Origin of the sequence: Methylomicrobium lacus (assembly GCF_041897535.1) — a bacterium.
Lineage (GTDB): Bacteria > Pseudomonadota > Gammaproteobacteria > Methylococcales > Methylomonadaceae > Methylomicrobium > Methylomicrobium lacus_A.
Genome location: NZ_CP169217.1, coordinates 3,717,414 through 3,740,229 on the forward strand (window position 1 = coordinate 3,717,414; position 22,816 = coordinate 3,740,229).

Here is a 22,816-nt window from a genome sequence, read left to right on the forward strand (position 1 = left end):
TGTGTTAGCGCCGATACTTGGCCGTGAAACTGGCTGTTCCGAGCGAGTTGCCATGAATCATAAAGCCGACTAACGCAGCCGACGACTCTGCCGGGACATCGATTTTTTCAATCTTGAGCGCATGCACCGTGAAAATATAGCGATGCGGCTTATCGCCGACTGGCGGACAGGCGCCGCCGAATTCATGCGTGCCGAAATCCGTACGGCCTTGGATCGCATTCGCCGGCAGCAGCTTTCCGGTTGCATCGCCAGCGCCGGCCGCCAGTTCGGTCACCTGCGCGGGGATATTGTAAACCACCCAATGCCACCAGCCCGATCCCGTGGGTGCGTCAGGGTCATACACCGTAATCGCATAGCTTTGGGTGCCTTTCGGTCCGGCCGTCCATTTGAGTGCAGGCGACTGGTTTTTTCCCGCGCAGCCAAATCCGTTAAATTCCTGTTCCTTAGTCAGGGTCGCTCCAGGCTTGAGGGTTGGGCTTTTAAGTGTCAAACTCCCTGCGTGCGCTGCCGTTGAAGCCAAGAAAAAACCAATAATGAACGGGATGCGAGGGTGAAGCATAGTCATTTCCTTTGCGGGTTAAAATGAGATAGATAACGTGGAACGTGGGTTTGAGCAAGTCCGGTTGTGTCCCGCGCTAGAGATGCTTGATAACCAGCATTTCATTGCCTCCGCGCTGAAACTCGTAAGCTACGCGCTTGACCTCAATCTCGAAGCCATCGCCTGCAAGACTTTCACTCACGAAAGCCAGGTGAGGCGATGGCGTGCCATCGAGCATCAGCAAGGGAAACACGCGCACCTCGCAGGATACGCGCAGCATTTCCCGGAGAGCCTGAAGATGAAACGCGGCTGACAAGTGGGCGCTGTATAAAAACAGGAAATGAGACGACAAGGCGATGTCGAATTCTTCATCTGCAAAAGGCAGCGACGGCAACTCCTCCGGGATATATCTGCCTTCCTGCTTGCCCGCCTCGAAGTCGGCGAGGAAGATTTCCATCGCCGACATCCGAAGACTCCCGAGCCGCTCGATTGAGGGAATGGCTTCCCAAACGTAATCACTCTGGTTTTTGACCATTTGCGACATCACGGTATCATACGTGTCGGAGATACGGTTCTTGATCTGTTCTGCGTCAAAAACGTAGACCGGATCTATCGAGACGATAGTGCCGCCGCGTTGGGTGAGTTCGGCATTGAAGCTCGCCGGACCGTCGCCGCAGCCAAGAATGCGAAGCCCAAGATCGGCCTCGGTCAGGCTGAACATGCGGACGTATTCGTCATATGAACGTCCCCACGGTACGACTTTGGCGAGTGTAAAACCCATCGGGATGATCCTCCTGTGCAGTTCGGCGGAATAAGGATATTCTATCCTGAAGGTCTTATTAGACTGGATTTTGTGACCAGAAACAACTGTGAATAATGACAGGTTATGCCGTTAAGTTAAGAAGAAAGCTCCCTCTCCTGCTGGAGAGGGTTGGGGTGAGGAGGATCAAAAATAAGGAAAAATACTTTATTTTGATCCCCTCATCCCAACCTTCTCCCGGAGGGAGAAGGAGCGAAGCTGCTCTTAACTTAATGGCATTGATGCCGCTGGGCGTGCATTCGAAAAAGCATTTGACCAAGCTTTGCCTCTACGCTTCGTTACCCTCTGTTTCGCTCCGTGTCACCGGCCTCATCATTGATCCACTCGTAAAATCCGATATTGGTAAGCGACGCCATCCATGAACACCTGGCAAGAGAATCAACTTCAAGCATTGCAGTCCATTCAGTCCGAGCAGCAGCTTTTTCAAACCCTGCTTTCCTTCAGCAAGGAGCTGGGCTTTGACTATTGCGCCTATGGTTTGCGTATGCCGATCCCGGTTAATCAGCCCAAAACCGTCATGCTCAATAATTATCCGACGGCCTGGCAAGCGCAATATCAAGCCAAAGATTATCTTGCGGTCGACCCGACCGTACATCACGCGATGCGTTCGCTCCTGCCTGTCATCTGGACGGATGAGCTATTTAGTCCAGCGGGTGAACTATGGGAGGAGGCGCGCTCCCATGGCTTGCGTTATGGCTGGGCGCAAGCCATCCATGATTTCCATGGCACGGCAGGCATGTTAACGCTGGCGCGCTCGGATGAGCCGATCTCTGCCACAGAACTGTCGGCGAAGACATTCAAAATGGCCTGGCTGACCCAGGTGGCGCACGCCGGCCTGTCGCGCTGCTTGGCGCCGAAACTGATGCCGGAAAGCCAAGTGAAATTGTCAAACCGCGAGATTTCGGTGCTGCGCTGGACGGCCGACGGCAAGACGGCTAGCGAGATCGCGAGCATTCTCCGTATTACCGAGCGCACGGTCAATTTTCATATCAATAATGTCGTCACTAAGCTGAATGCCGCCAACAAAACGGCAGCGGCAGTCAAGGCGGCGCTGCTGGGGTTATTGTAGGCGGCATGATGGGGTAGGGCAGGCAGCACGAAATCTATAGACTGGGTTTGTTGATCGATGCCTGAATCTTATCGGCAAGCGAGTCGATGCCCCGTTGGGTGACTTTTTCGTGATTGCCTTTCAGTTCAATCGCATAGCTTGCGGCCAGCGCCTGGCTCTTCACGTCAATCAAATTCGCCAGCAGATAGGAAAACAAGAAGCTGGGTTTGCTATGCTGGCCGACAAGCACCCAGTCGGCACCATGCCGCTCGCCCAGTTTGGCGGCGAGTTCATCCACGCGGAACAAATAGCCGAAGCCCGAATTGGCGGCGGCTTGGTCTACGGCGGGAATCTGAATGATTTCGTAATCACCCGCCTTGCCGAGGGCCTGTTCCAGTAACGGCCGCATCGATGCGGTGCGCCGTTGCTCCTCGGGCGTATTGGGCAGGGAGGTCATATCGTTCAATTCAAAGCTCAGGATTGCGATGCGCGTTGCGGCTTGCCCTGTATGGCTGGCCAGCAACAGGACGGACAGGAGGATTCGCGTTAACGTCGGACGGTTCATGGTATTCTCCTCAAAGGTGTGGGGCAAAGATTACCGCGTCTGGGCCGCGTACAAGTCGATGAAGTCCTGCATGCCGAGCGTCGCAATGACGTTCAAGTCATCGTCCAGAATCTCGTAGAACACGCCATCGTTGCCGCGTATGCTGAAAAAGACGATCGCGTCTTCATCGCCGCCGCCTTCCCGATGCGGCTCGTCGCTGGGCAGGCTGGAGGTGTAGCTGCCGACCGGCCTGATTTCCTTGAGCCTGCCGTCGGCTTCGTACAGGTGATGCTCGCCCTGGATCACGAAGGTTTTGTTCAGGACCTTGTGCCGGTGCAATACGATCTGCCGGTTTGCGGCAAACCTGAAAACGACGTCAACGATCTTGTTCTGCCGGTCGATGTCGAGAATCGAATAATGCAAATGCTCGATATTGTCTAAGCATTGCCATGGGATGTTCGCGTTGTCAAATAGGTGTTGGGTCATGGGTTTTTCCTAGTCGTTGTTAGGGGCTGGGGATGGAGTCTTTTCGATGGCATCGGGTCGATAATCGACTCCGGGCAGGAAGCAGTTTATGGCATGAGGGCTCAGCGGTAAGCCGATATTTGCCCGCAAAGCACGGGCAATTTGCCCGGGCATGAAAATGCCGCTTTGCAGAGCGCCTGGCGTCCCTTAGAATGCAGCTAGCGCCGGATCATTTGCCTGGCAGGCTTGACCATGAATCTACAAGTCCATTTACTGTTCCGTATCGTCGTTGTCGCCCTGGCGTGCCTGTTGGCCACCTCCGCCTATGTGCTGTATCGCAGCGACCTGCAATCCCGACAGAAGACAGAGGTCACCGCAGAGTCCCTGGGCAGGCAGCTGGAATTTCAGCTTTTGAGCATCGATGCCGGCTTCGGCCATGCCCGCCAGTTTCCGGATTTCACGCTATGGAAGCAGACCGCCGGCGTGCCCGGGGTTTGTGTCCGCTTCGAGGCGGCAGACGCCGCGGCTCCCTACAGCCTCTGCAACGGCGCAAAGCCGTCCGAGCACAGATGGCCGGCGGTTTTCGAGACGTTTTACCGTCGGCTTTTCAGTCCCGGTTTGGAAATAAGCCGGCCGATCGCATTGAATCAGCGGGTGTATGGCGCGCTGACGGTTACGCCCAGCGCCGAGATGGACATCGCGCAGGCCTGGGACAATATCCGCGGCCTGTTGGGGCTGTCTGCGGTTACCGTGTTGGCGGTTTGCGCCCTGGTTTACCTGAGCATCGCGCGGGCGTTGCGGCCGGCTGGCATCATTGTCGCAGGCCTTGAAACGATGGGAAAAGGCAATTTGGCTTACCGCCTGCCGCCGTTCGAGCTGCTCGAATGGCAGCAAACCGCGGCCGCGATCAATCGACTCGCGGCCAGTCAGCAGCAACTGCTTGAAGAACGCCAAAAGCTCGCGGTGAAGCTGATCAATTTGCAGGAAGAAGAGCGCCGCTATCTGGCGCGGGAACTGCACGATGAGTTCGGCCAATGCCTCGCGGCCATCAGCGCGGTCGCCGCCTCCATTGCCCAGACCGCAGAACGACAGGGCTCGGCCTTGGTGGAGGAGGCCGATCAAATTGCCCGCATCAGCCAACGCATGATGGGCAATGTGCGTGGACTATTGGGGCGCTTGCGTCCCGCCGAGATCGATGAATTGGGGCTTGCCGCCAGTCTGAACAGCCTGGTGGCAGGATGGAATAGCCATAGCGGAAGCCAGACCCGTTTTCAACTGCACATCGTCGGCGATTGCGCCGCGCTGCCTGAGCCGCAGGCGGTCACGCTGTTCCGTATCGCCCAGGAATGCCTGACCAATATCACCAAACATGCGGCGGCCGCCCATGCCGAGGTGACGCTGACCGTGAATTCAGACAGGGTGACTCTGACGGTCCAGGACGACGGCATCGCCGACGCGCTGCCCTTCGCCGAGGGTCCGGGCATCGGCCTGCTCGGCATCAGGGAGCGCGTCGAAGCGTTGCAGGGCCACCTGGCGCTGGCCATCGTCCAGCCGCACGGCTTGCGGGTCGAAGTCGGGCTGCCTATAGACCCACTTGCCGTGGCTCAGGCATGACGATGATCACTCTTTTGCTGGTTGACGATCACGCCATCGTCCGCGAAGGCTACCGGGCGCTGCTGGCAAAGCAACCCGGCTTGCGGGTGGTCGCGGAAGCGGCGGATGCCGTTCAGGCCTATCAGCTGTTCAAGGAATGCAGTCCCGACGTCGTGGTGACGGATCTTTCCCTGCCCGGAAGCAGCGGTCTGGATCTGATCGGCCGTATCAAACAACGCTGTGTGGAGGCGAAGATCCTGGTGTTCAGCATGCACCAGAACCCCAGTTTCGCGGTGCAGGCGAGCCGCGCCGGCGCCTTGGGCTACGTGACCAAAAGCAGTGCGCCGGAGGTGCTGCTGCGCGCGATTGGCGAAGTCCATGCCGGCCGCCATACCCTGAGCGCCGACATCGGCCAGGCGCTGGCGCTGGAAAAACTGGGCGGCGACCGCATGGCCCTGGAGACGCTGACGGTGCGGGAATTCGAGATTCTGCGCCTGCTGGTCGAAGCGAGATCGATCGATGACATTGCGCAGACCCTGAACATCAGTCCGAAAACGGTCTGCAATTGCCATTATTTGATCAAGCGCAAACTCGGTGTAACCAGCGACATAGAACTGACGCGGCTGGCGATCCGGTTGAATGTGATCAATCTACTGGAGTTGTCGGGTTCGGGACCAAGCGCAAGCGAATAGGCCCGTTTGCATCAAGACCCTAAGCGCAGAAAAAAGCCGGATAACAGCACCGAAAAGCCGCCGATCTCTGCGGCTGCCAGGAGATTCAGGATAAAATAATCTTTGGCTTTGTCGGCGGAATCCCGCAAGCTGTTGTTGCTGTGAGAGCTCAGGCCAAGCCGGATATAGTGGCCGATGGCGATGCCAAAAAAGAGCAGGGGAAAGATCACGGCGACGGTATTCACGCGATCGGAAAATGCGCTGGTTGCGGCGAAAACGGCAAGCAATTGGGCAGAGAAGGCGTACATCAGCGCGGCGCGATGGGCGGTGTTGACATAGTGGGGGGCTTCGGCCTGCGGGTGCCGCCGCATGCATAAATATTTCCATAAACCGGTCAGCAGGCCCGCCATGAAAAAAATGCCGGCGGCGGTCAGTGCAATACGCGGTGCGGTGTGGGTCAGTAAGGCTTCCATCGTGTTGTCCTTGAGTTTTTTGAATGTTATGCCGAGCGGTTAAGGCTTTACGGCGGATCAGTTTTTATTATCAGGATTTTTAGTGTTTAGCGCTGGTGTGAAACGGAAGCAAAACTTGGCTGAAACGGCGGTTTTTGCGGTTACATCGCCGACGTTATTCACAATTCGAAACATCCGTTTTGACCAACAACCCTTTTCTTAAGCGAGGTCTGGGCCGTGACTATGACCCCATTGCCCCCCAAACTGGCGGTTAACGCCGACAGAGGCTGTCTCAAACTTTCGACAAACGCCATTCCGCCGCGTGACCGATACGACTGGTTGCGTGAGGTGATATGCAGGGAATACGCCCATGTCGACATCACCTCGCCCTCGAAGGCCGAGCTGTCTCAAGACCTGAGTATTTATCCGTGGGGGAGGTTGCAATTGTCGACCATTCAATCCAGTGCGATCGCGTTAGAGCGCTTGCCGAGGGAGCCGCACTTGAACAGCCAGGACGCCTATTTCGCGGTGATGCTGGTTTCCGGCGACTACCGGCTGGAGCAAAATGGACGCGAAGTGTCACTCCAGCCCGGCGATATGACCCTCTATGACGCGACCCGGCCCCATCGCATCCAGTGTCCCGGCGCCTTTACCAAGCTGATTCTTTCCATCCCCCGGACCGTGTTGAGGGATAGAATTGCCGGGATAGATGCTTGTACGGCATTACGCATTCCGGGAGACAGGGGCGTCGGCTTTATTGCGGCAAATTTCCTGCGCGCTTCGGCCGCTCAAGCCGACGCGTTGCAAGCCCACGAACTCCCCCACCTTTCCGAGCAAGCGCTGGACTTGCTGACTCTGGCGGTCAGCTCGGTGCGTCCGGCTCGCTTTAACCTGTCCAGAAGCCGGGCGGTCTCGCTTAACGCGATCAAGACTTTTATTGAACAGAATCTGCGGGATCTTGATCTCGATACCCGCCGGATTAGCGGCTACGCAGGCTTGTCGCCGCGTTATATCAACGACCTGTTTGCAATGGAAGGGACTTCGCTGATGCGCTATGTCTGGCAGCGCAGATTGGAGCATTGCCGGAAGGAACTGCTGGATCCGGTTTATGCCGGCCACCGACTCTCCGATATCGCGTTTCGCTGGGGATTTAACGATGCGGCGCATTTTAGCCGCGCATTCAAACAGCAGTTCGGCTGTTCTCCGCGCGAATTCAGGCGTCTCGAAGTTCAGCAGCAAGAATAGGCAGGCCTCAGCTATTTTATCGGCGGCATGACGACGCGGGAACAGACGGCAGCGATTTCCCGGTAAACGGCTTCGGGCCTGGTTTCGTAACGCCTTGAGAAATGAAACGGCACCAGTTGTTTGACATCGGCCTCGGTCGCGATCTCGCCGCAGGCACTTGCGGTCAGATGGCCTGTCCTCCGGGCCTGTTCGCTATCGGCTTCGAGAAAGGCAGATTCGCAGAATAATAAGTCGGCCTTGTGCGCCAGGGCTGTCAGCGCCGCGCGATTGGCGGCCGTATCGGCGAGATCGGTCGCATAGACCAGTTTTTCGCCGGGCGTGACGGTCAGCAGGCGCTCGCCCACCTCGCCGGCCTCCCGGAGGCTGTTATCGGGCAGCCGTATCATCGCCCGCCGGTCGCCACTGCCGACAAGCCGCTTCAGTTCGTTCAGCCAGGGGCCGGCTGTCAGGCCCAAGGCTTTCAGAACACTATTGTCGACGTTGAATTTGGCCTTGCTCTCGAAGGCATAGGCCTGTACCGGCGTGTGGTGATCCAGGCTGATCGTGCGGACCGAGAATTGGGGATCGTCCACGATCAGTCCTCCAGTAAGCCGAATTTCGGGGAGCTCGACAGCATCCCTGCAACCGGCCTGAAGGCGGGCCCGCCGCAGCCGGTCGCCATGGATTTCGGCGACTTCGAAACGCGGCCCCGCATCGCCGATGCGATCCCACAGGACGCCGGCGATCATGCCTTCGATATGGCCGATCAATCCTGGCGGTCCGAAAATCCGGCAGCTTGGAAAATCGCCGAGCCGGGAGCGTAGCAGCCACAGGAAGCCGCCGATATGATCGATATGGGCATGGCTGATGCAAACATCGCTGACTTGATGGGCGATGCGGGTCGGCAATCTGCCCGAGTCGCCCAGGTCGAACAGCAGGCTGCGTTGCTGCTGATGCAGCCTGAGATGCAGCAGCGGGTCGCCGAAGACGCCGTTGATCATCGTGGCGTACATGCCGCGCAATTTGACCGCCGGCCGCGGCCCTCCGGCGTAATCCGGCGTCGGATACGGCATCGCGTCGGGAGGCGGCATGAATTGCAGATTGCCGGATGCAAACGGCGCGGCGCTGACGAGCAGGCCACTTTTATTGCTGACCGCATCACGCATCAGCAGGGTTTCGGTGGTTGCCGCCGCCATCGGCAGTCGAAGTTGCAGCATCCCTGCTTGCAGGGAGACGATCTCTCCGAGGCTGGCGGTTGGGCCTTCAGCGATGAAGGCGCATTGGCGCCCCGCCCAGGCATCCGGGACATCGATCGGCGGCGGTGCGCCGATCAATCGAAGATCGGCAAGGCGGAACGTTAGCTGATGGCTATCGGCAAGATAAGCTTGCCATTGCCGGGTTCTACGGTGCGCCCGCGCCTTTTGGCCGGGACGGCAGGCCTCGGGGTGGGCATGCACCTGGAGGATAGGGACGCCGAGCGACGACAGTTCCTTCATCAAGGGGAACGGTTTCGACTGGCGGGTCAGCATCAAGACGGTATCGATCTCCAGCAACTCGACCATGCCGGTCAGCAGTTCCGCACCCGCAACGCCTCGGACCACGCCGGGAGCGTCGATCAGTAGCAGGCCTGGGGGAGTCTTTTGGATCAGCCTGTGCACGGCGGAGAGCAGCGGCAGGCGGAAGCGGCCGGCATCCAGCGTGCAAAGCGCTTCAAAGGCCAGCACTTGCCAGCCGGATTCCTGCCACTGTCCGAGCGACACCGTGCCAGGCAAGCCGAAGCCGGGCGATCCCGGATCGGCGCTGAGGCAGAAACAGGTGAGGCTGCTTTCGGCGAATTTCTGCGCGAGTTCGGCCGTCAAGGTGGATTTGCCGATACCGGCCTCGCCATAAAGCAAAATCCTGTGCCGGCCGGTCAGCAGTTGTGCGGCGAGGCTTGCAGGGCAATAGGGTAATAACGGCAAGGGCGCGGGATTGTTCATGTCTTGAAAAACTCATTTTAAAAGCTAGTTCGGCGTAAGCTGCCAAATTGGACTATTTTTAAAGTAATAAAACCAATTGCAACAACTAGGATGTTAGAGTGTCTTTTACATGCTGCGATGCTTTGTTGCCGTTATCTAAAACACCACCGTCTTCACAACATTTGATTCTATAGGAGAGCAGGATTGAGCTTTTGGAATTTCCAAGCTTTGGGTTATGACTTCCTGGTCTATGGCGTGGTTTTTTTCATGCTGTTCATCATCGTCTATATGCTGCCAAAGTATAATACGACATGGAGTTTCGCGGCACACCTGTCGCTGCTGGCGTCCTTTAGCATTCTGCACGGGATGGCGGAGTTTTTCGAAATGCAGCGCTTGAAGAATCCGATCGAGTGGCTGACCTGGTCTAGCTGCATCTTGATGTTAACGTCCTATGTGCCGCTGCTGGAGTTTACCCGGCGTACTTGGAACGAGATATTTCGTTCGTTTCGATTATCCGAACCCTGGATGTTCGGTACGGCGAGCCTGATGTTGGCCGGCTTGGCACTGAGTTCGTCGGCTTCCGTTGACGAGTTGCTGGACGTTTTGCGTCTATTTGTCGTCGCCTTTGCGACCTTGTTATCGGGTATTGCGCTGTTCGCCACCGTGCTCACGCTGACAAAGCGGGACAGGACAGGACCCAAAGCGGGCTGGCTGCTGATTCTCGGACTGGTATTCGTCTGTTACGGCGCGTCCTCCTTCATGCTGTTTCAGCCGGATCTGAGTCCGCCAACCCCATTTCTAGCGTTTTCCTTGTTTGACCCTTCCGTGCAGTCGTTGCGTACCGTGTGCGCCGTGTTGGCATCCCTGGGACTGGTTTCGCTCGTGCTCTTGGCGGGTGAAAACTGCCAGATAGACGCGATCGCCTTCGAGTGGTCACAGAAAGCGCTGGTCATCACCGATGCCAACAATGTGATTTTGCGCATCAACAATGCCTTCACCGAATCCACCGGCTTTACGCCGGAGGATGTGGTGGGGCGGGGCATCGGCTTGCTCAAATCCGGGCGTCATGAGGACGATTTTTATCAGGCCATTCAGGAGAGCGTCGACCGCAGCGGAAACTGGCAAGGGGAAATCTGGGAGCGGCGCAAGAACGGTGAAATTTATCTGTCGTGGTTATTCGTCACGGCGGTGAAGAATTTCACCGGCGCGGTCGTTTATTACGTCGGCATGCGTATCGACATCACCGAGCGCAAGGCGATGGAGGAAGAGATCAAACGTCTGGCGTTCTACGATCCGCTCACCAAGCTTCCCAACCGCCTGCTGCTCAGGGACAGGCTGAAGCACTGTATTGAAGTGGAACGGCGCGCCGGACAGAACCGCCTGGCCTTGCTGATGCTGGATCTGGACCGTTTCAAGGCGGTCAACGACAGATTGGGGCATAAGGCAGGCGATGAATTATTGCAGCAAGTCGCCGAAAGAATTACCAATCGCTTGCGCAACGTAGACATGGTTGCCCGTCTGGGGGGTGACGAATTCATCGTCATGCTGGAAAACATCGTCAATCCGCAAGATGCCTCCCGGGTTGCCGAAGATATCATCAGGGAACTAAGCAAACCCTTTACGTTGAGTGAAAACCATGACGTCTGGATTGGCGCCAGTATCGGCATCAGCCTTTATCAACAACACGGCGACAGCCTCGAAATACTGATGGATCATGCCGATAAGGCGTTGTATCAAGCCAAAGACCAGGGGCGTGGCTGCTTTGCCTATTTTTCCGAAGACCTGACGATTGCCGCGCGCGAGCGCATCGAGCTGGAAGCCCGTTTGCGCCGGGCGATTCAACAGCAGGAGCTTTGCGTCTACTATCAACCCCAGGTCGATATTGCCAGCGGCCTCATTGTCGGCGCCGAGGCATTGGTGCGCTGGATAGACCCCAACGAAGGCCTCATTCCGCCTGCTCGCTTTATACCCATTGCCGAAGAAACCAGTCTGATCGAAGAGATTGGCGAGTGGGTGCTGAGGGAAACGTGTAACCAGGGTCAGTATTGGCTGGTGACCGGATTACCGCCCATAACCCTGGCGGTCAATATTTCTCCATACCAGTTAAAGCGTTGCGACATTAACGCCTTGGCGGCTACCGTACTGGCCGAAAGCGGCTTTCCGGCTCAGCTACTGGAATTGGAAATAACCGAAAGCGGCATCATGGAAAATCAGGATAACGTGATGGAGCTTCTCGACAGCCTTCGCAGTCAGGGCATTCGGCTGGCCATTGACGACTTCGGCACCGGCTATTCCTCTCTGGCCTATCTGAAAAGCTTCCCGCTGAATGTGTTGAAAATCGACAAGCGCTTTATCGACGATATCCCTTATAGCAAGGACGGCATGGAAATCGCCGCCACCATCATCGCGATGGGCCATACCTTGGGCTTAAAAGTCCTGGCGGAAGGCGTAGAAACGCCGGAGCAGCTGGCATTCTTGCGCGAACGTCATTGCGATACCTATCAGGGCTATATCAAAAGTCGCCCTTTACCCGCCAAAGAGTTTGCCAATCTCATGCATAGTCAATTGGATGATATGGTCAATAAACGCCATCCGCTTTCCAGCTATCAGCACTGACTTTGTATGTTTTTAATCCTCTGACGTTTTTAGGAACTGGATACAAATAACTTCTTGGGTAGATGCTTTAGCTCATCGAGAAAGCATCCCCGTGGGAGCGCTTTACAAGCGCGACCAGGGGGGGGCAGCCCTGAAAACGCGGCCTTGAGTCGCGGTTGCAAACCGCTCCCACCCCGCTTCGATTTGAGCAGAACCTCGCAATTTACGGTCATAGAAAAAGGGGCGGGCATCGGCGGATGCGGCTTTCGTCGCAATGGGCAGGCGAGCTTCGAATCCCGTCCGAGCAGGATTTCTGATCAATTGCCCATCATTTCAGGGGGATGCATGAACAAACCAGAAAATATCGATAGCGACATTCAACGCCTGCGGCAAGAAATGCTGAATTATTTTCAGACGCATTGGAAATTGTTTTTGCTGGAAGGCATCCTTTTTATTCTGCTGGGGCTTTGCGCGGTGCTGATTCCCCAGTTCTTTACCGTGGCCATCGTGATTTTTTTGGGCTGGATCATCCTGTTCGGCGGCGCCGTTCACATCGGCCGGGCCCTTGTCTTTTCCGCGATGCCCGGATTCGCCGTCTGGCTTTTCATGGGGATTTTGCAGCTAGTCGTGGGCTACCTGTTCATTACGCAACCCGCCGCCGGCGTATTGACGTTGACTGTGTTGATGGCGCTGTTTTTTGCTTTTGAAGGCATTGCCAAAATTTCTTTGGCTTTCATGATGCGTCCTTTGCCTAACTGGGGATTGATGCTGTTCAGCGGCATGACCGCCCTGGTTTTTGCGCTGATCATCTCGATCAGTTGGTCTGAAACTTCGCAGTGGCTGCTGGGTCTGCTTTTGGGCATCAATATGATTTTTCTGGGATGGGCGCTGGTTAAAATCAGCCTGCATCACAAGGAAATTCGTTAACTTTATGAAACCGCAAACACGCTTCATCCCCGCCATGCATTTTCGCTGGCTGACACCCTACTTCGATGTGCTCACCAACTGGACGCTCCCCGACAGGGAATTGAAGGAACGGCTGATCGAGCAGGCAGAGATACGGCCTCAGCATAAGGTCTTGGACCTGGGCTGCGGCACCGCCACGCTCGCCTTGCTGATCAAACAAAGACATGCCGAGGCTACGGTGATCGGCATCGATATCGACACCGAAATTTTAAAAATAGCCCGGCGCAAGGTGCAGGATGCAGGCGTCACAATCGCTTTACATGAAGCCACGTCCGTCCGTCTGCCTTATCCCGATGGCGCTTTCGACCGGGTGTTGTGCAGTTTCGCGATGCATCATCTGACCCATGCCGATAAACGCCGCGCGTCGGCCGAGGTTTTTCGCGTGTTGCGCCCCGGCGGCGAATTGCATGTTCTCGATTTCGGCAAACCGCATACCGCTTATTGTTTATCGGTTTCGTTTGTGCTGCGCTGGACCGAAGAACTGATGGAGAATATACAGGGCTTGCTGCCGCGGATATTCCAGGATGCGGGATTCATCGATGTGGAAGAAACGTCTCAGCGTGCGACGCTGGCCGGCACCGTGTCCACGTACAGCGCGCGTAAGCCGTCATAAAATGTTCACAGCCAAATCGCTTCCTGTTCCAGCGCCTTGCCGTGGCGTTGCGACAACGAGGCCAGTTGTTTGAAATCGTCGGTTAACGCCTGCATCGCATCCAGCTTTGCGATCGCCGCTTCGAATTGAACGCGGGTCTTTAACCAGGCGCCCTGATTGCCGAAGCGGGCGATCTTGTCTTGCCAATCCGGCAGCCAGTAAAAATGCAGGCGGGTGGCCGGATGCAGGGCGTCGATGAGGCGGGCATAATTCGCCAGGCCGATGCCGTCGTAGTCCGGAAACAGGATCACCTCGTCCGTGCGCGTCTCAGCCGCCAGCCATTGCAGGAGCACGTCCGGCAATTGCCCGGCATAATAGGCCAGGCTGCCGTTGAAGCCCTCGGGTAGCCAGTCGCAGCAATCGAACAGGGCCTGATTTTCGACCAACAGCAAGGGGCGGTTGCTATGCCAGCCGGCATCGCGGCCGATTTGCAAAGCGGCGACTCCGAAGTTTTCGGTCAGTTCCGCAGGATTCAGCGTTTTGCCGGCCTGTCGCCAAACCACCTGCTTGTCCCAGGCTTTGATCAGCAAATAGCAGGACTCGTGTCCCGATTTGCCTTTTTTACTGTCGCGATGCGTGCCGATATTCTTGCCGCGCACGGGGATAGCGTCTGGCAATTCGTCTTCAGCCAGCGGCTGTAGCTGTTGGAGATAAGCGATCACACTCGGCCGGTTGACGATTCGGTAAAGGGTGCCGCGGCCCTGTTTGCCGATATCGATCAGCCGTGTGCTGAGTGCGAATTGTTCCAGTTGCTTGCGTTGATGCGGGGTGAAGGCCGATGCGGTCAAGGGTTCGTCGCTGTCGAGCAGGCGCTTCAGCGCTTCGGCCAGTGCATTCATTCGCTGCCCTCGTCGAGAGGTTCCAGGATTTGCCAGTTCAGCCGGCTGATGTGGTTCCTGCCGTTGTGGGTGCCGATCGGGACGCAATAGCGCGCGGTGATTTGCGGCTCGGGCGAGGCGAAAATCAGCGAGAAGCCGAATTCGGCGGCCGTTTCGATCAGATTACGCTGGTTGTGCTGATCCAGCGACGCCGCTTCGTCCAGATAGCAGGCGGTCTTGATCGCCTTGCGCGGGTCCTGCATCTGGTTCAGCATCGCCAGTCCCGTGATCAGCTTGGCCATCAGCACGGTGCCGTTCGAGGCGGCGCTGTCGATGTCCTCGTATTCGGCCGGAGTCTGGTTTTCCTTCGCGATGCTGAACACCAGGCGGAACAGGTGCTCGACGCGCAAGTCGCCGCGCGCTTCGCCTTCCCTGATCAAGGTGTCTTTCGCGTCATTCAGTTCCTTGTCGTCGAGCACCGCATTGTGATCGAACAGGTCGAACGAGCTGCCGGACTCGACCTGCTCGGAGGTCGAAATCAGCGTTTGTATGGCCCTGACCAGGGCGTCTTCGTCGCGCGGTTCGATCTTGAAGACCTTCAGGTCGGACAACTGGCGGCGGTTGATTTTCTTGTTGAACTCGTGCATCCGCCGCTTGAAGGTGTCCAGGCTGTTGCGCAAATCGCGCAGAATCGCCGCGACCTGGACCACGGCCGAGCGGGCCTTGCGTTCGATCGCGGCCTGTTCCTGGCCGAGTTCTGCGGTGTAATTGAACAAGGCGTCCAGTTCCTTTTCGGCGGAATCCTGCGTCTGGAACTTGTCGATGCCCTCCCGGTGCAGGGCGGTCAGCCGGCGTTCCAGTTCGTCGTCGATCAGCAGCAGGCGTCTGCAGTCGGCGTTATAGGTTTCCAGACGGTCGGCCAGTTCGCGCATCGCCAGTTCCGCCGCGTCCATGCAGGGAAGGTGCGGCAGATTGGACAAAAATGTAAAGGGTGACTGCTGGTCCAGGCGTTGTTCGCGCGCGGTGTGGATGCGTTTGTGCTGGCCGTGTAGCAGGATTTGCTCGGACTTAATCGCTTCCTGTTGTTCGGAAAGCTGCTTCTTGCGCTCCTTCAGCGAGGCTTCCTCGGTTTGCAGCGCGTCCAGTTTTTGCTGGTGTGCCGCGAGCGTCCGTTGACGGTCCGGTGCCGTGTCCTTCAGCAGGAGCAAATCCTGATAGTCCTTGATCTCCTGGTCTTGGTCCTTGAGCTGCTTTTCCAGCGCCTTTTGCTGCTGCTTTTGTTCGGCCAGCGTTTGCACCGTTTTCAGTAGGCGTTCGAGTTCGGCCGCCTGGCGTTCGCTGTCGGCGATTTCGGCGCCCAATTCCTGCGCGGTTTTGAGCGTCAGATTGGGTTGCAGGGACGACAGGTCGAGCGTGAAGCCGGGCAAATGCAGCCGGTTTTCCGCAAGTTTATCTTCCAGTTGCGCGGCAAAGTTTTGCAATGCGCTGGGGTCGGTCAGCGTTGCCGCCTGACCGTCGCCCACCTGCAGGCTCAATACCGGTTTGGCCAACAGACGGGTTAGCGCCTCGAAGCTGTCCGCCGACAGCCATTGCTGTAATTGCAGATAGAGGTTGTTGTCGATCGCGGCGAGCTGTTGTTCGAACTCGCGTTTTTCCCGGCCGAGTTTGTCGATCTGGCGTTGCAGGGCCTCCGGGGACGTCTGCTGTTCCGCGTTGCCGATCAGGCGCATCAACTCGTCGCGCTGTTCTTGCAATTGCTGGCGCCTTTCGAGCAATTGCTCCGCATCGCGGACGAACTGAAAACGCAGCGTCAGCGCCTGAAAATGCTGCTCGGCTTTGGCGAGCGCCTTATTTTCGCTTTCGGTTTCGGCCTGTTCCTTATAAATCGCGCGTTGGCGGTTATCCAGTGTTTCGAGGTCTTTCTCCGCGTTTTCCGCGCGCTGTTTGATGGCGTTCAGCGTGTTCCTGAAATAGGCTTCCCAGTCTTGCAAGCCCTGTTCGATCAACGGCCGCCAACGCAGCAGCCGTCCGCGCAAGGCCCGGCGCGCCTGCTGCTGCTCCGCCATCGCGGCGATCAGGGTCCGGTTGCGGAAGACCGCGTCGTACTGCGCCTTGTCGTAATTCACGTCGGCGAAGGACTTGTCCCATTCGCTCTTGAAATCGACCTGGCGGTCCTGCAGGTCGTTCTTGAAGATTTCCAGCAGATAGTTTTTGACATCGCGGCTGTCCAGCCGGTCCAGGCGCAGGGTGCGGGTCAGGATGCGCTGATAGGTGGCGGCCTGCGAGCTGAACTCGAGCGGGAATATCGTCAATTCGGGCTCGTCCGCGCGCTGCTTCTGCCGGTTGCCGTACAACAGCGCGCGCAGTTCAGCCTGCGGATAAATCCTGGCCGCCTTGCCGCGCTCGAACAGGCGCGCGATCAGTTGCGGCTGGGCGACCAGACGGCCGTCATCGAGCCGGTAATCGCCGAGGTCCAGCGCGCCGGGGTAGGCGAAATATTCATAGTCGTGGCTCAGGCCCTTGCCGACGCAGCCGATCACCGCCATGCCGGAAGGCAGCAGCACTTCCAGCAGGATATAGGCGCTGTTGTCCGGAAAATAAAAGCGCCGGGATTTGTCGACCGTGTGCGCGCCGAAATCCATGTGGCGCTGGTCGATGATCAACAGAAACTGCAGCGCATTGATCAGGCTGGTTTTGCCGGTATTGTTCGGCGCGATCAGCGACACCGAATCGTCCAGCGGCAATTCGGCGCGGCTGTAACCGGCGCTGTTCAGCAGCACCAGTTTTTGAAAGCCATAGTTCAGCAGGCTCAAAGGTTATCCTCCGGTGCGTCGTCTTCCGTGTCTGCAAATGCCTCCTCGTGCCGCTCCGCCTGCGCGAGTTCCTCGAACAAATCCAGATAGCGGTGCACGGCCGGCAGCAGCCGGTAGGCGCCGTCTTCGGCGAGCAGAAAGCCGACGCGGGTGGCGCTGTCGCAAATTTCTTTCAAGGCTTGGGCCGTGCCGATCTCCTCGGCTTCCAGCAAGGCGCGATAAGTCTGCCAAAGCTTTTCGAGCAATGTGCCGTCGAGCCGCCATTGCTGAAACTGAAACAGATGCGCGCCCTGATCGGCCTGATATTCGAACAGCAGCATCAGCAGCAGGGCCAGCCGCCGCGTCAATTTGCCGGTATAGGAAGACGCCTGGTCGGTGTTGAAATAGGCAAAACCGCGGCTGTCGACGGTCAGTTCATAACCGAGCGCGGCGAACAGCGCCTGGTAGGCATCGCGCTGAATTTCCAGATCGACCCACAGTTCGTTGTCTTGTTGATGATTGATATGGCTGCCGGCGCTCAGTTTTTTGAACAAATCCTGCAGGCGGCCGAGTTCACTTAATTTGATGTTCATGCGTTTCCATGCGGTGGCTGTGCAGCCGTATCGCGACCCGCTTCAACGTGATGCGCGTTTCCTCGGGATTCGGCGTCGCCTCGATGTCGGGTAAACGAATCAGTTTATGATAAAGCCGCAGCACAGTCACGTCCTGATAATGCCCGTAATGTTCGCCAAGCCAGCTCAGCAAATCGGTCACCGGCAGGTTTTGCTGGAGATGGGCGCGAATGGCGTCCTCGTCGACCCGTTCCATCGGCATGTCCGAGGCTTCCCCGATCGCTTCCGGAAACTCGACCCCCTTGGCCCGATAGCCGCGCGCCTGTTCCATCAGCGTCAGCAGTTCCGGCCCGATCGCGACCAAAAAACCGCGTTCCTTTCGCCACAGCGGCAGACGATCGGCCGGCAACGCGCGGCGCAGGCCTTTTTTGCGCACCTCGCCGAGCAGGAGGGCGATCGCCGCGCTCAAATGGTTATGCCGGCGCATCTCCTCGCGCAGCGGCATCAGGGTGTTCGTGCAGTGCTTCAAGGTTTCACGCCCTTGGTTGCGCAAATCCTTGACCCGGAATCCTACCTGCCGCAGCATCAACTGATGACTGTATAGCCCGCCCTGAACCGCCAGCTTTTGCGCCAAGGCATCGAGGGTGCGGCCGGCCTCTTCCAGCAGCGGATAAAAACTGCCGCCGGCGCCGGTATCCATCAAATCGGTCATCGGCAGGATATAGCGGTCGAAAGCCTCCAGCACTTCCCGGTAGCGCCGGGCCAGCGGCATGCGTTCGTCGGCCGACTTCGCGCGCTCGGCGATCGCCTGAATCGCATGGCTGTCCTGGTCCAGTTGCTGCAAGATTTGCCGCAGCTGATTATCGATGCGCACCGCGCCGCGTTGCAGCGCCGCCATGTCATGCTCGTCCAGCGCCCGATGCAATTGCTCCAGGCCGTCCTTGATATCGACGATGCGGGCTTTCAAAATATCGGACAAGCCCAGCTCATGCTCGTGCAGCAGGCTACCGACGAACTGGCGCACCGTGTCGTTCAGTTGCAGCATATTACTGTGCGACATCGGGATCAGCAGTTCGGTGTTGACCATCTGCTGCAAACGCTCCAGGCGCTGTTCGCCGCTTTCGTGGACATAGACTTTTTCGAGCAGCGCCAGCAACTCGTTGCGTTCATACGCGATTTGCTCTTGCCCCAGCGCAACGATGCGCTCGATGGCTTCCCAGTGTTTATCGAGCGCTCTAATTAGGCTGCGAGGGTTAATCATGGAATCTGTCAGGTCTGATCAAAACTTTAACGAGTGATTATAACGCATGTTCAATCGGCGGTAGGGCTCGGCGCGAGAACGGAGGAGACGCGTTGTTTTTGAAAAGAGGACGCGATGCAGGAGTTTTCCGCGACGGTAATCGTTATCGCTGTAAAATAAACAATAACAAACAGGAAATGGGGTATCTGACGAGACATGCCCAAACACGATCCATTGCAAGCCATCCGATCTTTGTTTTTGCCCAGGAGTATTTATGAGCCCTGAGAATTTTGTACGTTCCGTTTTCGGCGTCAGGATGCCGCGGATCGTTTACGGCACCGCTTGGAAGCAGGAAAAAACCGCCGCCCTGGTCGAAAAGGCGATTCGCACCGGTTTTCGCGGTATCGATACCGCCTGTCAGCCCAAGCATTATCACGAGGCCGGTGTCGGCGAAGGGATTGCCGCGTGCATGCAGGCAGGCATCGTGACGCGCGAAGACCTGTACCTGCAAACCAAGTTCACGCCGCGCGACGGCCAGGATCCGCAAAAAATTCCCTATGACCCGGATGCCGGCCTGAGCGATCAGGTCGCGCAATCGATTCGATGCTCGTTAAAAAATCTGCAAACGTCTTATCTGGATTGCCTGGTCCTGCATTCGCCGCTGGCAAACCGGCAGCAATTGCTCGAAGTCTGGCAGGCGATGGAAAAGGCCTTTGCCGACGGGCTTGCCAAACAACTGGGCATTAGTAATTGTTACGAACTCAAGACGCTCGCGTTTTTATACGATGCCGCCGCGGTCAAACCGGCGGTGCTGCAAAACCGCTTCTATGCCGACACCGCTTACGATCGCTCCCTGCGCGATTTTTGCCGGCAACAAGGCATCCTCTATCAAAGCTTCTGGACGCTGACCGCCAACCCCGGCGTGCTGGCGGATAGGGTCTTGAAATCCCTGGCCGCCAAATACGGCCGCAGCAGCGCGCAGGTGTTTTTCCGCTTCTTGACTCAAAGCGGCATTATCCCCTTGACCGGCACCACATCCGAGCAGCACATGCGGGAAGACCTGGCGATTTTCGATTTTGAACTCACGACCGGGGAGTGCGATTCGATCGACCGTCTACTGGTTTGATTCAAGCCGGATGATCCTGCCTTCAATCCGGTTCGTCACGGTTTTATTCGGCAGATTGCCGATCGCTTCCTCGACGGCTTGGCGGAAACTGACGGCCGTCCCGTTGTCCAGGCGCGGCGGGCTCGACTTGCCGTCGCCCTTCGCAAAGATCGCATAGCCGTCGCTAAAGCCTTTTTCCCAGATGAAATCGACGGTCGCGACCCGATATCGCTTGTTCGGGTCGATCGGCGTGTAGACTGAAGCGCCTTGCGGCTTGATCTGAACATCGGCAGGGTCGATCGCATAAGCATAAACGCCGTTCGCTTGCTGGGCGCGGTACTTGAAACGCAGCCCGGACACCTGCAGAAAACGGCCGTCGCCGAGATGGGATTTGGATACAGAATTTTTGAGGACTTCGAGCAATTGCGCGCCGGACAGTTCGAAACTGACCAGTTCGTTGTCGAAATAAAAGAGGCCTTCCATGTCGTAAGCCGTGATCGGACCGGGAGGGATGTTGTCGTTGATCCGAATGGCGCCGCCATTGATGAACGCAATGTCGGTTTTCATGCGCTCGCGCATCGCATCGGCCAGAAAGTTGCCCAGCGCCGTTTCCCGGCCGCGTACCGCCGGCTCGACGCCTTCCAGTAAATAGCGGGTCTGGCCCACGACCTGGTTCAGATCCTTGTTTTGTTTCTTGAAGGCTTGCGCCAAGCGGTCCAGTTGCTTGCCGACTTCGGCATCCACCTGTGCGTCTTTTGCGGTCTTGTCGTCCAGGTCGATTTTTTGGTGACTCGTTTCGACCCTGCCGTCGGGCGACACTCGGACATCATGGATCACGGCGCTTTTGTTATCCGCGTCGGCCTTGGTAATCCAGGTGTTGCCGATGGCTTTTTCGATATAGAAATGCTCATGGCCGCCGACGATCAGGTTGACCTCGGGAAACTCGCGCGCCAGCCATTGATCCTGATCGAAATCCTGATGGGTGAGGGCGATGATCACGGCGGCGCCTTTTGCCTTCAAGTCGGCGATCGCCTGCTTGATCGCGGCGCGGCGGGCGCCCAGCGCGTAATCGAAACCGACATAGGGCGGCTTCTTGATGTCCAGCGTAATGCCGAATAGGCCGACCTTGACGCCGTCGAACTCCTTGATCAGCACGTCATGGACATTGCCGAGCCGCTTCGAGAAGGGAACGCCGGATGAATGTTCGGAGGAAAGGTAGCGGATATTCGAAGACAGCCAGGCGAAATCCGACTGCGCGATGCGCCCCAACAGCACGCCGGGATCGGGATCGTCGAATTCATGGTTGCCGAATACGACGACCATGTCGTCGTCGAATGCCGACGCGTCGCCGTCCATCAGGTTCAGAACCCTGATCATCGCATCGGCTTTCAAATACTTGCTCATGATCGAGGGAAAGAGAAAGTCTCCGCCGTGCAGCATCAATACGGGTTTGCCGCCTTGCTGAAGCTGGCGGCGCAAGGTGCGCAGCCGGGCAAAGCCGCCGACATGGCCGTTTTCGAGCCCCTCGACCTTATAGGTGTCGTTCACCTGCAAAATCGAAAAATGCGCCTCGCGCATATTATTTTCAGTAGGTGCGGCAGCGCCGGGCTTTGCTATCCGGGAGCAGCTTGCAGCGCAGACCACGGCGCTGATGAACAAAATACGCCCGCCCCATTTCAAATGATTCATCGTTCTTCCTTTTTGTTGTGATGCGAATGATTTATAGGGATAACACAACTTTCTCGATAAAATGATTAAGCTCGCTTATTGGTCACGTAGAAAAAAGAACTTAATCGCCGAGAGTGATTCAAAAAATAACATTGTTTTCGGTCAAGGCATGGGTTCTTCGGGACCGAAAAAAAGATAAGGAGCTCATTGATGTCGAATATTATATTACCCCCACAAAAACAAATGACCACAATGCTGGGTCATCCTGTTGCGGAAAACCCGATAGATCGGATGTTCGATGAAGTCTATGCTCACTACGGTCTGCATTGGCAGTTCTGGAAGTGCGATGTGACTTCGGAAAACAACATTCCGGCCGCCGTTGCAGGTGTCAGAGCCTTGGGTTTTGCCGGCGCCTGTATCACTGTGCCTTACAAGGTCGTTTCCATTCCGCATCTCGATGAGATCGATGAAGATGTCAAAGCGATTGGTGCAGTCAACTACATGACCATCAAGGACGGTCGTCTGATTGGGCACAACAATGACGGCAAAGGTGTCGTCAAAGCCATACAGAAGGTAACGCCCATCGCAGGCAAGCGGGTCGTCATGCTCGGAGCCGGCGGCGCAGGCAGGGCCATGGCGGTCGAACTGGCCTGGGCAGGGGCTTCGCACCTGACCCTCATCACACGAAGGGAGGCCCAAGGGACCGAGGTTGCCCAAACCGTGACCAGAGCATCCGGCGTGCCGGCCGAATGGGTGCAATGGAGCGGCGAAGTTTGCGTTCCCGAAGGCACGGATATTCTGATGAATGCGACTCATCTGGGGGCGGCGCCTCAGCTGGAACCCGTGCCCGTTAATTGGGGCACTGTTTCTAAGAGCACAACCGTTGTCGACGTCATTACCAATCCGCGCATTACGCCCTTTCTGAACGCGTCGCGAGACATGGGCTGCCCGATCGTCAACGGCGTGGAAATGCTGGTGCAGCTGGCGATGCAGATATTTGAAGCATGGACCGGCATCAAACCCGATGAGGCGGTATTTCAGCGAGCGGTGGCCAAGGCCCTTGGCGAATAACCTGTAACGGGCGGTTTTGCCAGG

20 protein-coding genes are annotated in these 22,816 nt (G+C 57.1%); 9 read left to right on the top strand and 11 right to left on the bottom strand.

Annotated features, from left to right (window positions below):
* Positions 1-4 precede the first annotated feature (4 nt).
* Complete coding sequence (locus tag ACEPPP_RS16635) at positions 5-490, bottom strand: YbhB/YbcL family Raf kinase inhibitor-like protein (protein ID WP_374088482.1); 486 nt, start codon at positions 488-490, stop codon at positions 5-7.
* 145 nt (positions 491-635) lie between these two features.
* Positions 636-1,319 (bottom strand): class I SAM-dependent methyltransferase, encoded by a 684-nt coding sequence (locus ACEPPP_RS16640; RefSeq protein ID WP_374088483.1) that lies wholly within the window; start codon positions 1,317-1,319, stop codon positions 636-638.
* Between the two features lie 397 nt (positions 1,320-1,716).
* Here ACEPPP_RS16640 and ACEPPP_RS16645 point away from each other — a divergent pair, with 397 nt between their 5' ends.
* Entirely contained in the window at positions 1,717-2,427 is a 711-nt protein-coding gene (locus ACEPPP_RS16645) for an autoinducer binding domain-containing protein (protein ID WP_374088484.1), read from the top strand.
* Between the two features lie 34 nt (positions 2,428-2,461).
* On the opposite strand, the gene ACEPPP_RS16650 is transcribed toward ACEPPP_RS16645, so the two are convergent.
* The gene (locus ACEPPP_RS16650) at positions 2,462-2,971 is read right to left on the bottom strand and encodes a DUF3280 domain-containing protein (protein WP_374088485.1); all 510 of its coding nucleotides are present in this window, start codon (positions 2,969-2,971) and stop codon (positions 2,462-2,464) included.
* 30 nt (positions 2,972-3,001) lie between these two features.
* Positions 3,002-3,436, bottom strand: a complete 435-nt coding sequence (locus ACEPPP_RS16655; protein WP_374088486.1) for a regulator — start codon at positions 3,434-3,436, stop codon at positions 3,002-3,004.
* A 231-nt stretch (positions 3,437-3,667) separates the two neighbouring features.
* Here ACEPPP_RS16655 and ACEPPP_RS16660 point away from each other — a divergent pair, with 231 nt between their 5' ends.
* A complete protein-coding gene (locus ACEPPP_RS16660) occupies positions 3,668-5,029 on the top strand; it encodes a histidine kinase (protein ID WP_374088487.1) in 1,362 nt (453 codons plus the stop codon).
* 2 nt (positions 5,030-5,031) lie between these two features.
* Complete coding sequence (locus ACEPPP_RS16665; RefSeq protein ID WP_374088488.1) at positions 5,032-5,700, top strand: response regulator; 669 nt, start codon at positions 5,032-5,034, stop codon at positions 5,698-5,700.
* Positions 5,701-5,711: 11 nt separating this feature from the next.
* Here the strand turns inward: ACEPPP_RS16665 and ACEPPP_RS16670 are convergent, their stop codons facing one another.
* Positions 5,712-6,152: a hypothetical protein gene (locus ACEPPP_RS16670; protein ID WP_374088489.1), complete on the bottom strand. Its 441-nt coding sequence runs from the start codon at positions 6,150-6,152 to the stop codon at positions 5,712-5,714.
* Positions 6,153-6,374: 222 nt separating this feature from the next.
* On the opposite strand from ACEPPP_RS16670, the gene ACEPPP_RS16675 reads away from it, so the two are divergent.
* The gene (locus ACEPPP_RS16675; protein ID WP_374088490.1) at positions 6,375-7,376 is read left to right on the top strand and encodes a helix-turn-helix domain-containing protein; all 1,002 of its coding nucleotides are present in this window, start codon (positions 6,375-6,377) and stop codon (positions 7,374-7,376) included.
* Positions 7,377-7,387: 11 nt separating this feature from the next.
* Here ACEPPP_RS16675 and ACEPPP_RS16680 read toward each other — a convergent pair whose 3' ends face one another.
* A complete protein-coding gene (locus ACEPPP_RS16680; RefSeq protein ID WP_374088491.1) occupies positions 7,388-9,334 on the bottom strand; it encodes a Clp1/GlmU family protein in 1,947 nt (648 codons plus the stop codon).
* A 183-nt stretch (positions 9,335-9,517) separates the two neighbouring features.
* On the opposite strand from ACEPPP_RS16680, the gene ACEPPP_RS16685 reads away from it, so the two are divergent.
* The 3 genes from ACEPPP_RS16685 (at position 9,518) to ACEPPP_RS16695 (ending at position 13,487) form a co-directional block, all read left to right on the top strand.
* Positions 9,518-11,929: a putative bifunctional diguanylate cyclase/phosphodiesterase gene (locus tag ACEPPP_RS16685; protein ID WP_374088492.1), complete on the top strand. Its 2,412-nt coding sequence runs from the start codon at positions 9,518-9,520 to the stop codon at positions 11,927-11,929.
* Between the two features lie 324 nt (positions 11,930-12,253).
* Positions 12,254-12,835: an HdeD family acid-resistance protein gene (locus tag ACEPPP_RS16690; protein ID WP_374088493.1), complete on the top strand. Its 582-nt coding sequence runs from the start codon at positions 12,254-12,256 to the stop codon at positions 12,833-12,835.
* Between the two features lie 4 nt (positions 12,836-12,839).
* Complete coding sequence (locus ACEPPP_RS16695) at positions 12,840-13,487, top strand: class I SAM-dependent methyltransferase (RefSeq protein ID WP_374088494.1); 648 nt, start codon at positions 12,840-12,842, stop codon at positions 13,485-13,487.
* A 5-nt stretch (positions 13,488-13,492) separates the two neighbouring features.
* Here ACEPPP_RS16695 and ACEPPP_RS16700 read toward each other — a convergent pair whose 3' ends face one another.
* From ACEPPP_RS16700 to ACEPPP_RS16715, 4 genes are read right to left on the bottom strand one after another with little or no spacing between them, the layout of a single operon-like run.
* The gene (locus ACEPPP_RS16700) at positions 13,493-14,365 is read right to left on the bottom strand and encodes a hypothetical protein (protein ID WP_374088495.1); all 873 of its coding nucleotides are present in this window, start codon (positions 14,363-14,365) and stop codon (positions 13,493-13,495) included.
* A complete protein-coding gene (locus tag ACEPPP_RS16705) occupies positions 14,362-17,157 on the bottom strand; it encodes a hypothetical protein (protein WP_374088496.1) in 2,796 nt (931 codons plus the stop codon). The genes ACEPPP_RS16700 and ACEPPP_RS16705 overlap by 4 nt, the downstream gene beginning before the upstream one ends.
* Positions 17,154-17,729 (bottom strand): hypothetical protein, encoded by a 576-nt coding sequence (locus tag ACEPPP_RS16710; RefSeq protein ID WP_374088497.1) that lies wholly within the window; start codon positions 17,727-17,729, stop codon positions 17,154-17,156. Before ACEPPP_RS16710 ends, ACEPPP_RS16705 begins: the two co-directional genes overlap by 4 nt.
* A complete protein-coding gene (locus tag ACEPPP_RS16715) occupies positions 17,710-18,969 on the bottom strand; it encodes a hypothetical protein (RefSeq protein WP_374088498.1) in 1,260 nt (419 codons plus the stop codon). Before ACEPPP_RS16715 ends, ACEPPP_RS16710 begins: the two co-directional genes overlap by 20 nt.
* A gap of 253 nt (positions 18,970-19,222) precedes the next feature.
* Between ACEPPP_RS16715 and ACEPPP_RS16720 the strand changes: the two genes are divergently transcribed.
* Positions 19,223-20,074 (top strand): aldo/keto reductase family protein, encoded by an 852-nt coding sequence (locus tag ACEPPP_RS16720; RefSeq protein WP_374088499.1) that lies wholly within the window; start codon positions 19,223-19,225, stop codon positions 20,072-20,074.
* Here the strand turns inward: ACEPPP_RS16720 and ACEPPP_RS16725 are convergent.
* Complete coding sequence (locus ACEPPP_RS16725; protein WP_374088500.1) at positions 20,063-21,742, bottom strand: bifunctional UDP-sugar hydrolase/5'-nucleotidase; 1,680 nt, start codon at positions 21,740-21,742, stop codon at positions 20,063-20,065. The two genes, ACEPPP_RS16720 and ACEPPP_RS16725, sit on opposite strands and share 12 nt — an antisense overlap.
* Positions 21,743-21,931: 189 nt before the next feature.
* Here ACEPPP_RS16725 and ACEPPP_RS16730 point away from each other — a divergent pair, with 189 nt between their 5' ends.
* The gene (locus tag ACEPPP_RS16730) at positions 21,932-22,792 is read left to right on the top strand and encodes a shikimate dehydrogenase (protein ID WP_374088501.1); all 861 of its coding nucleotides are present in this window, start codon (positions 21,932-21,934) and stop codon (positions 22,790-22,792) included.
* The last annotated feature ends 24 nt before the right edge of the window (positions 22,793-22,816 follow it).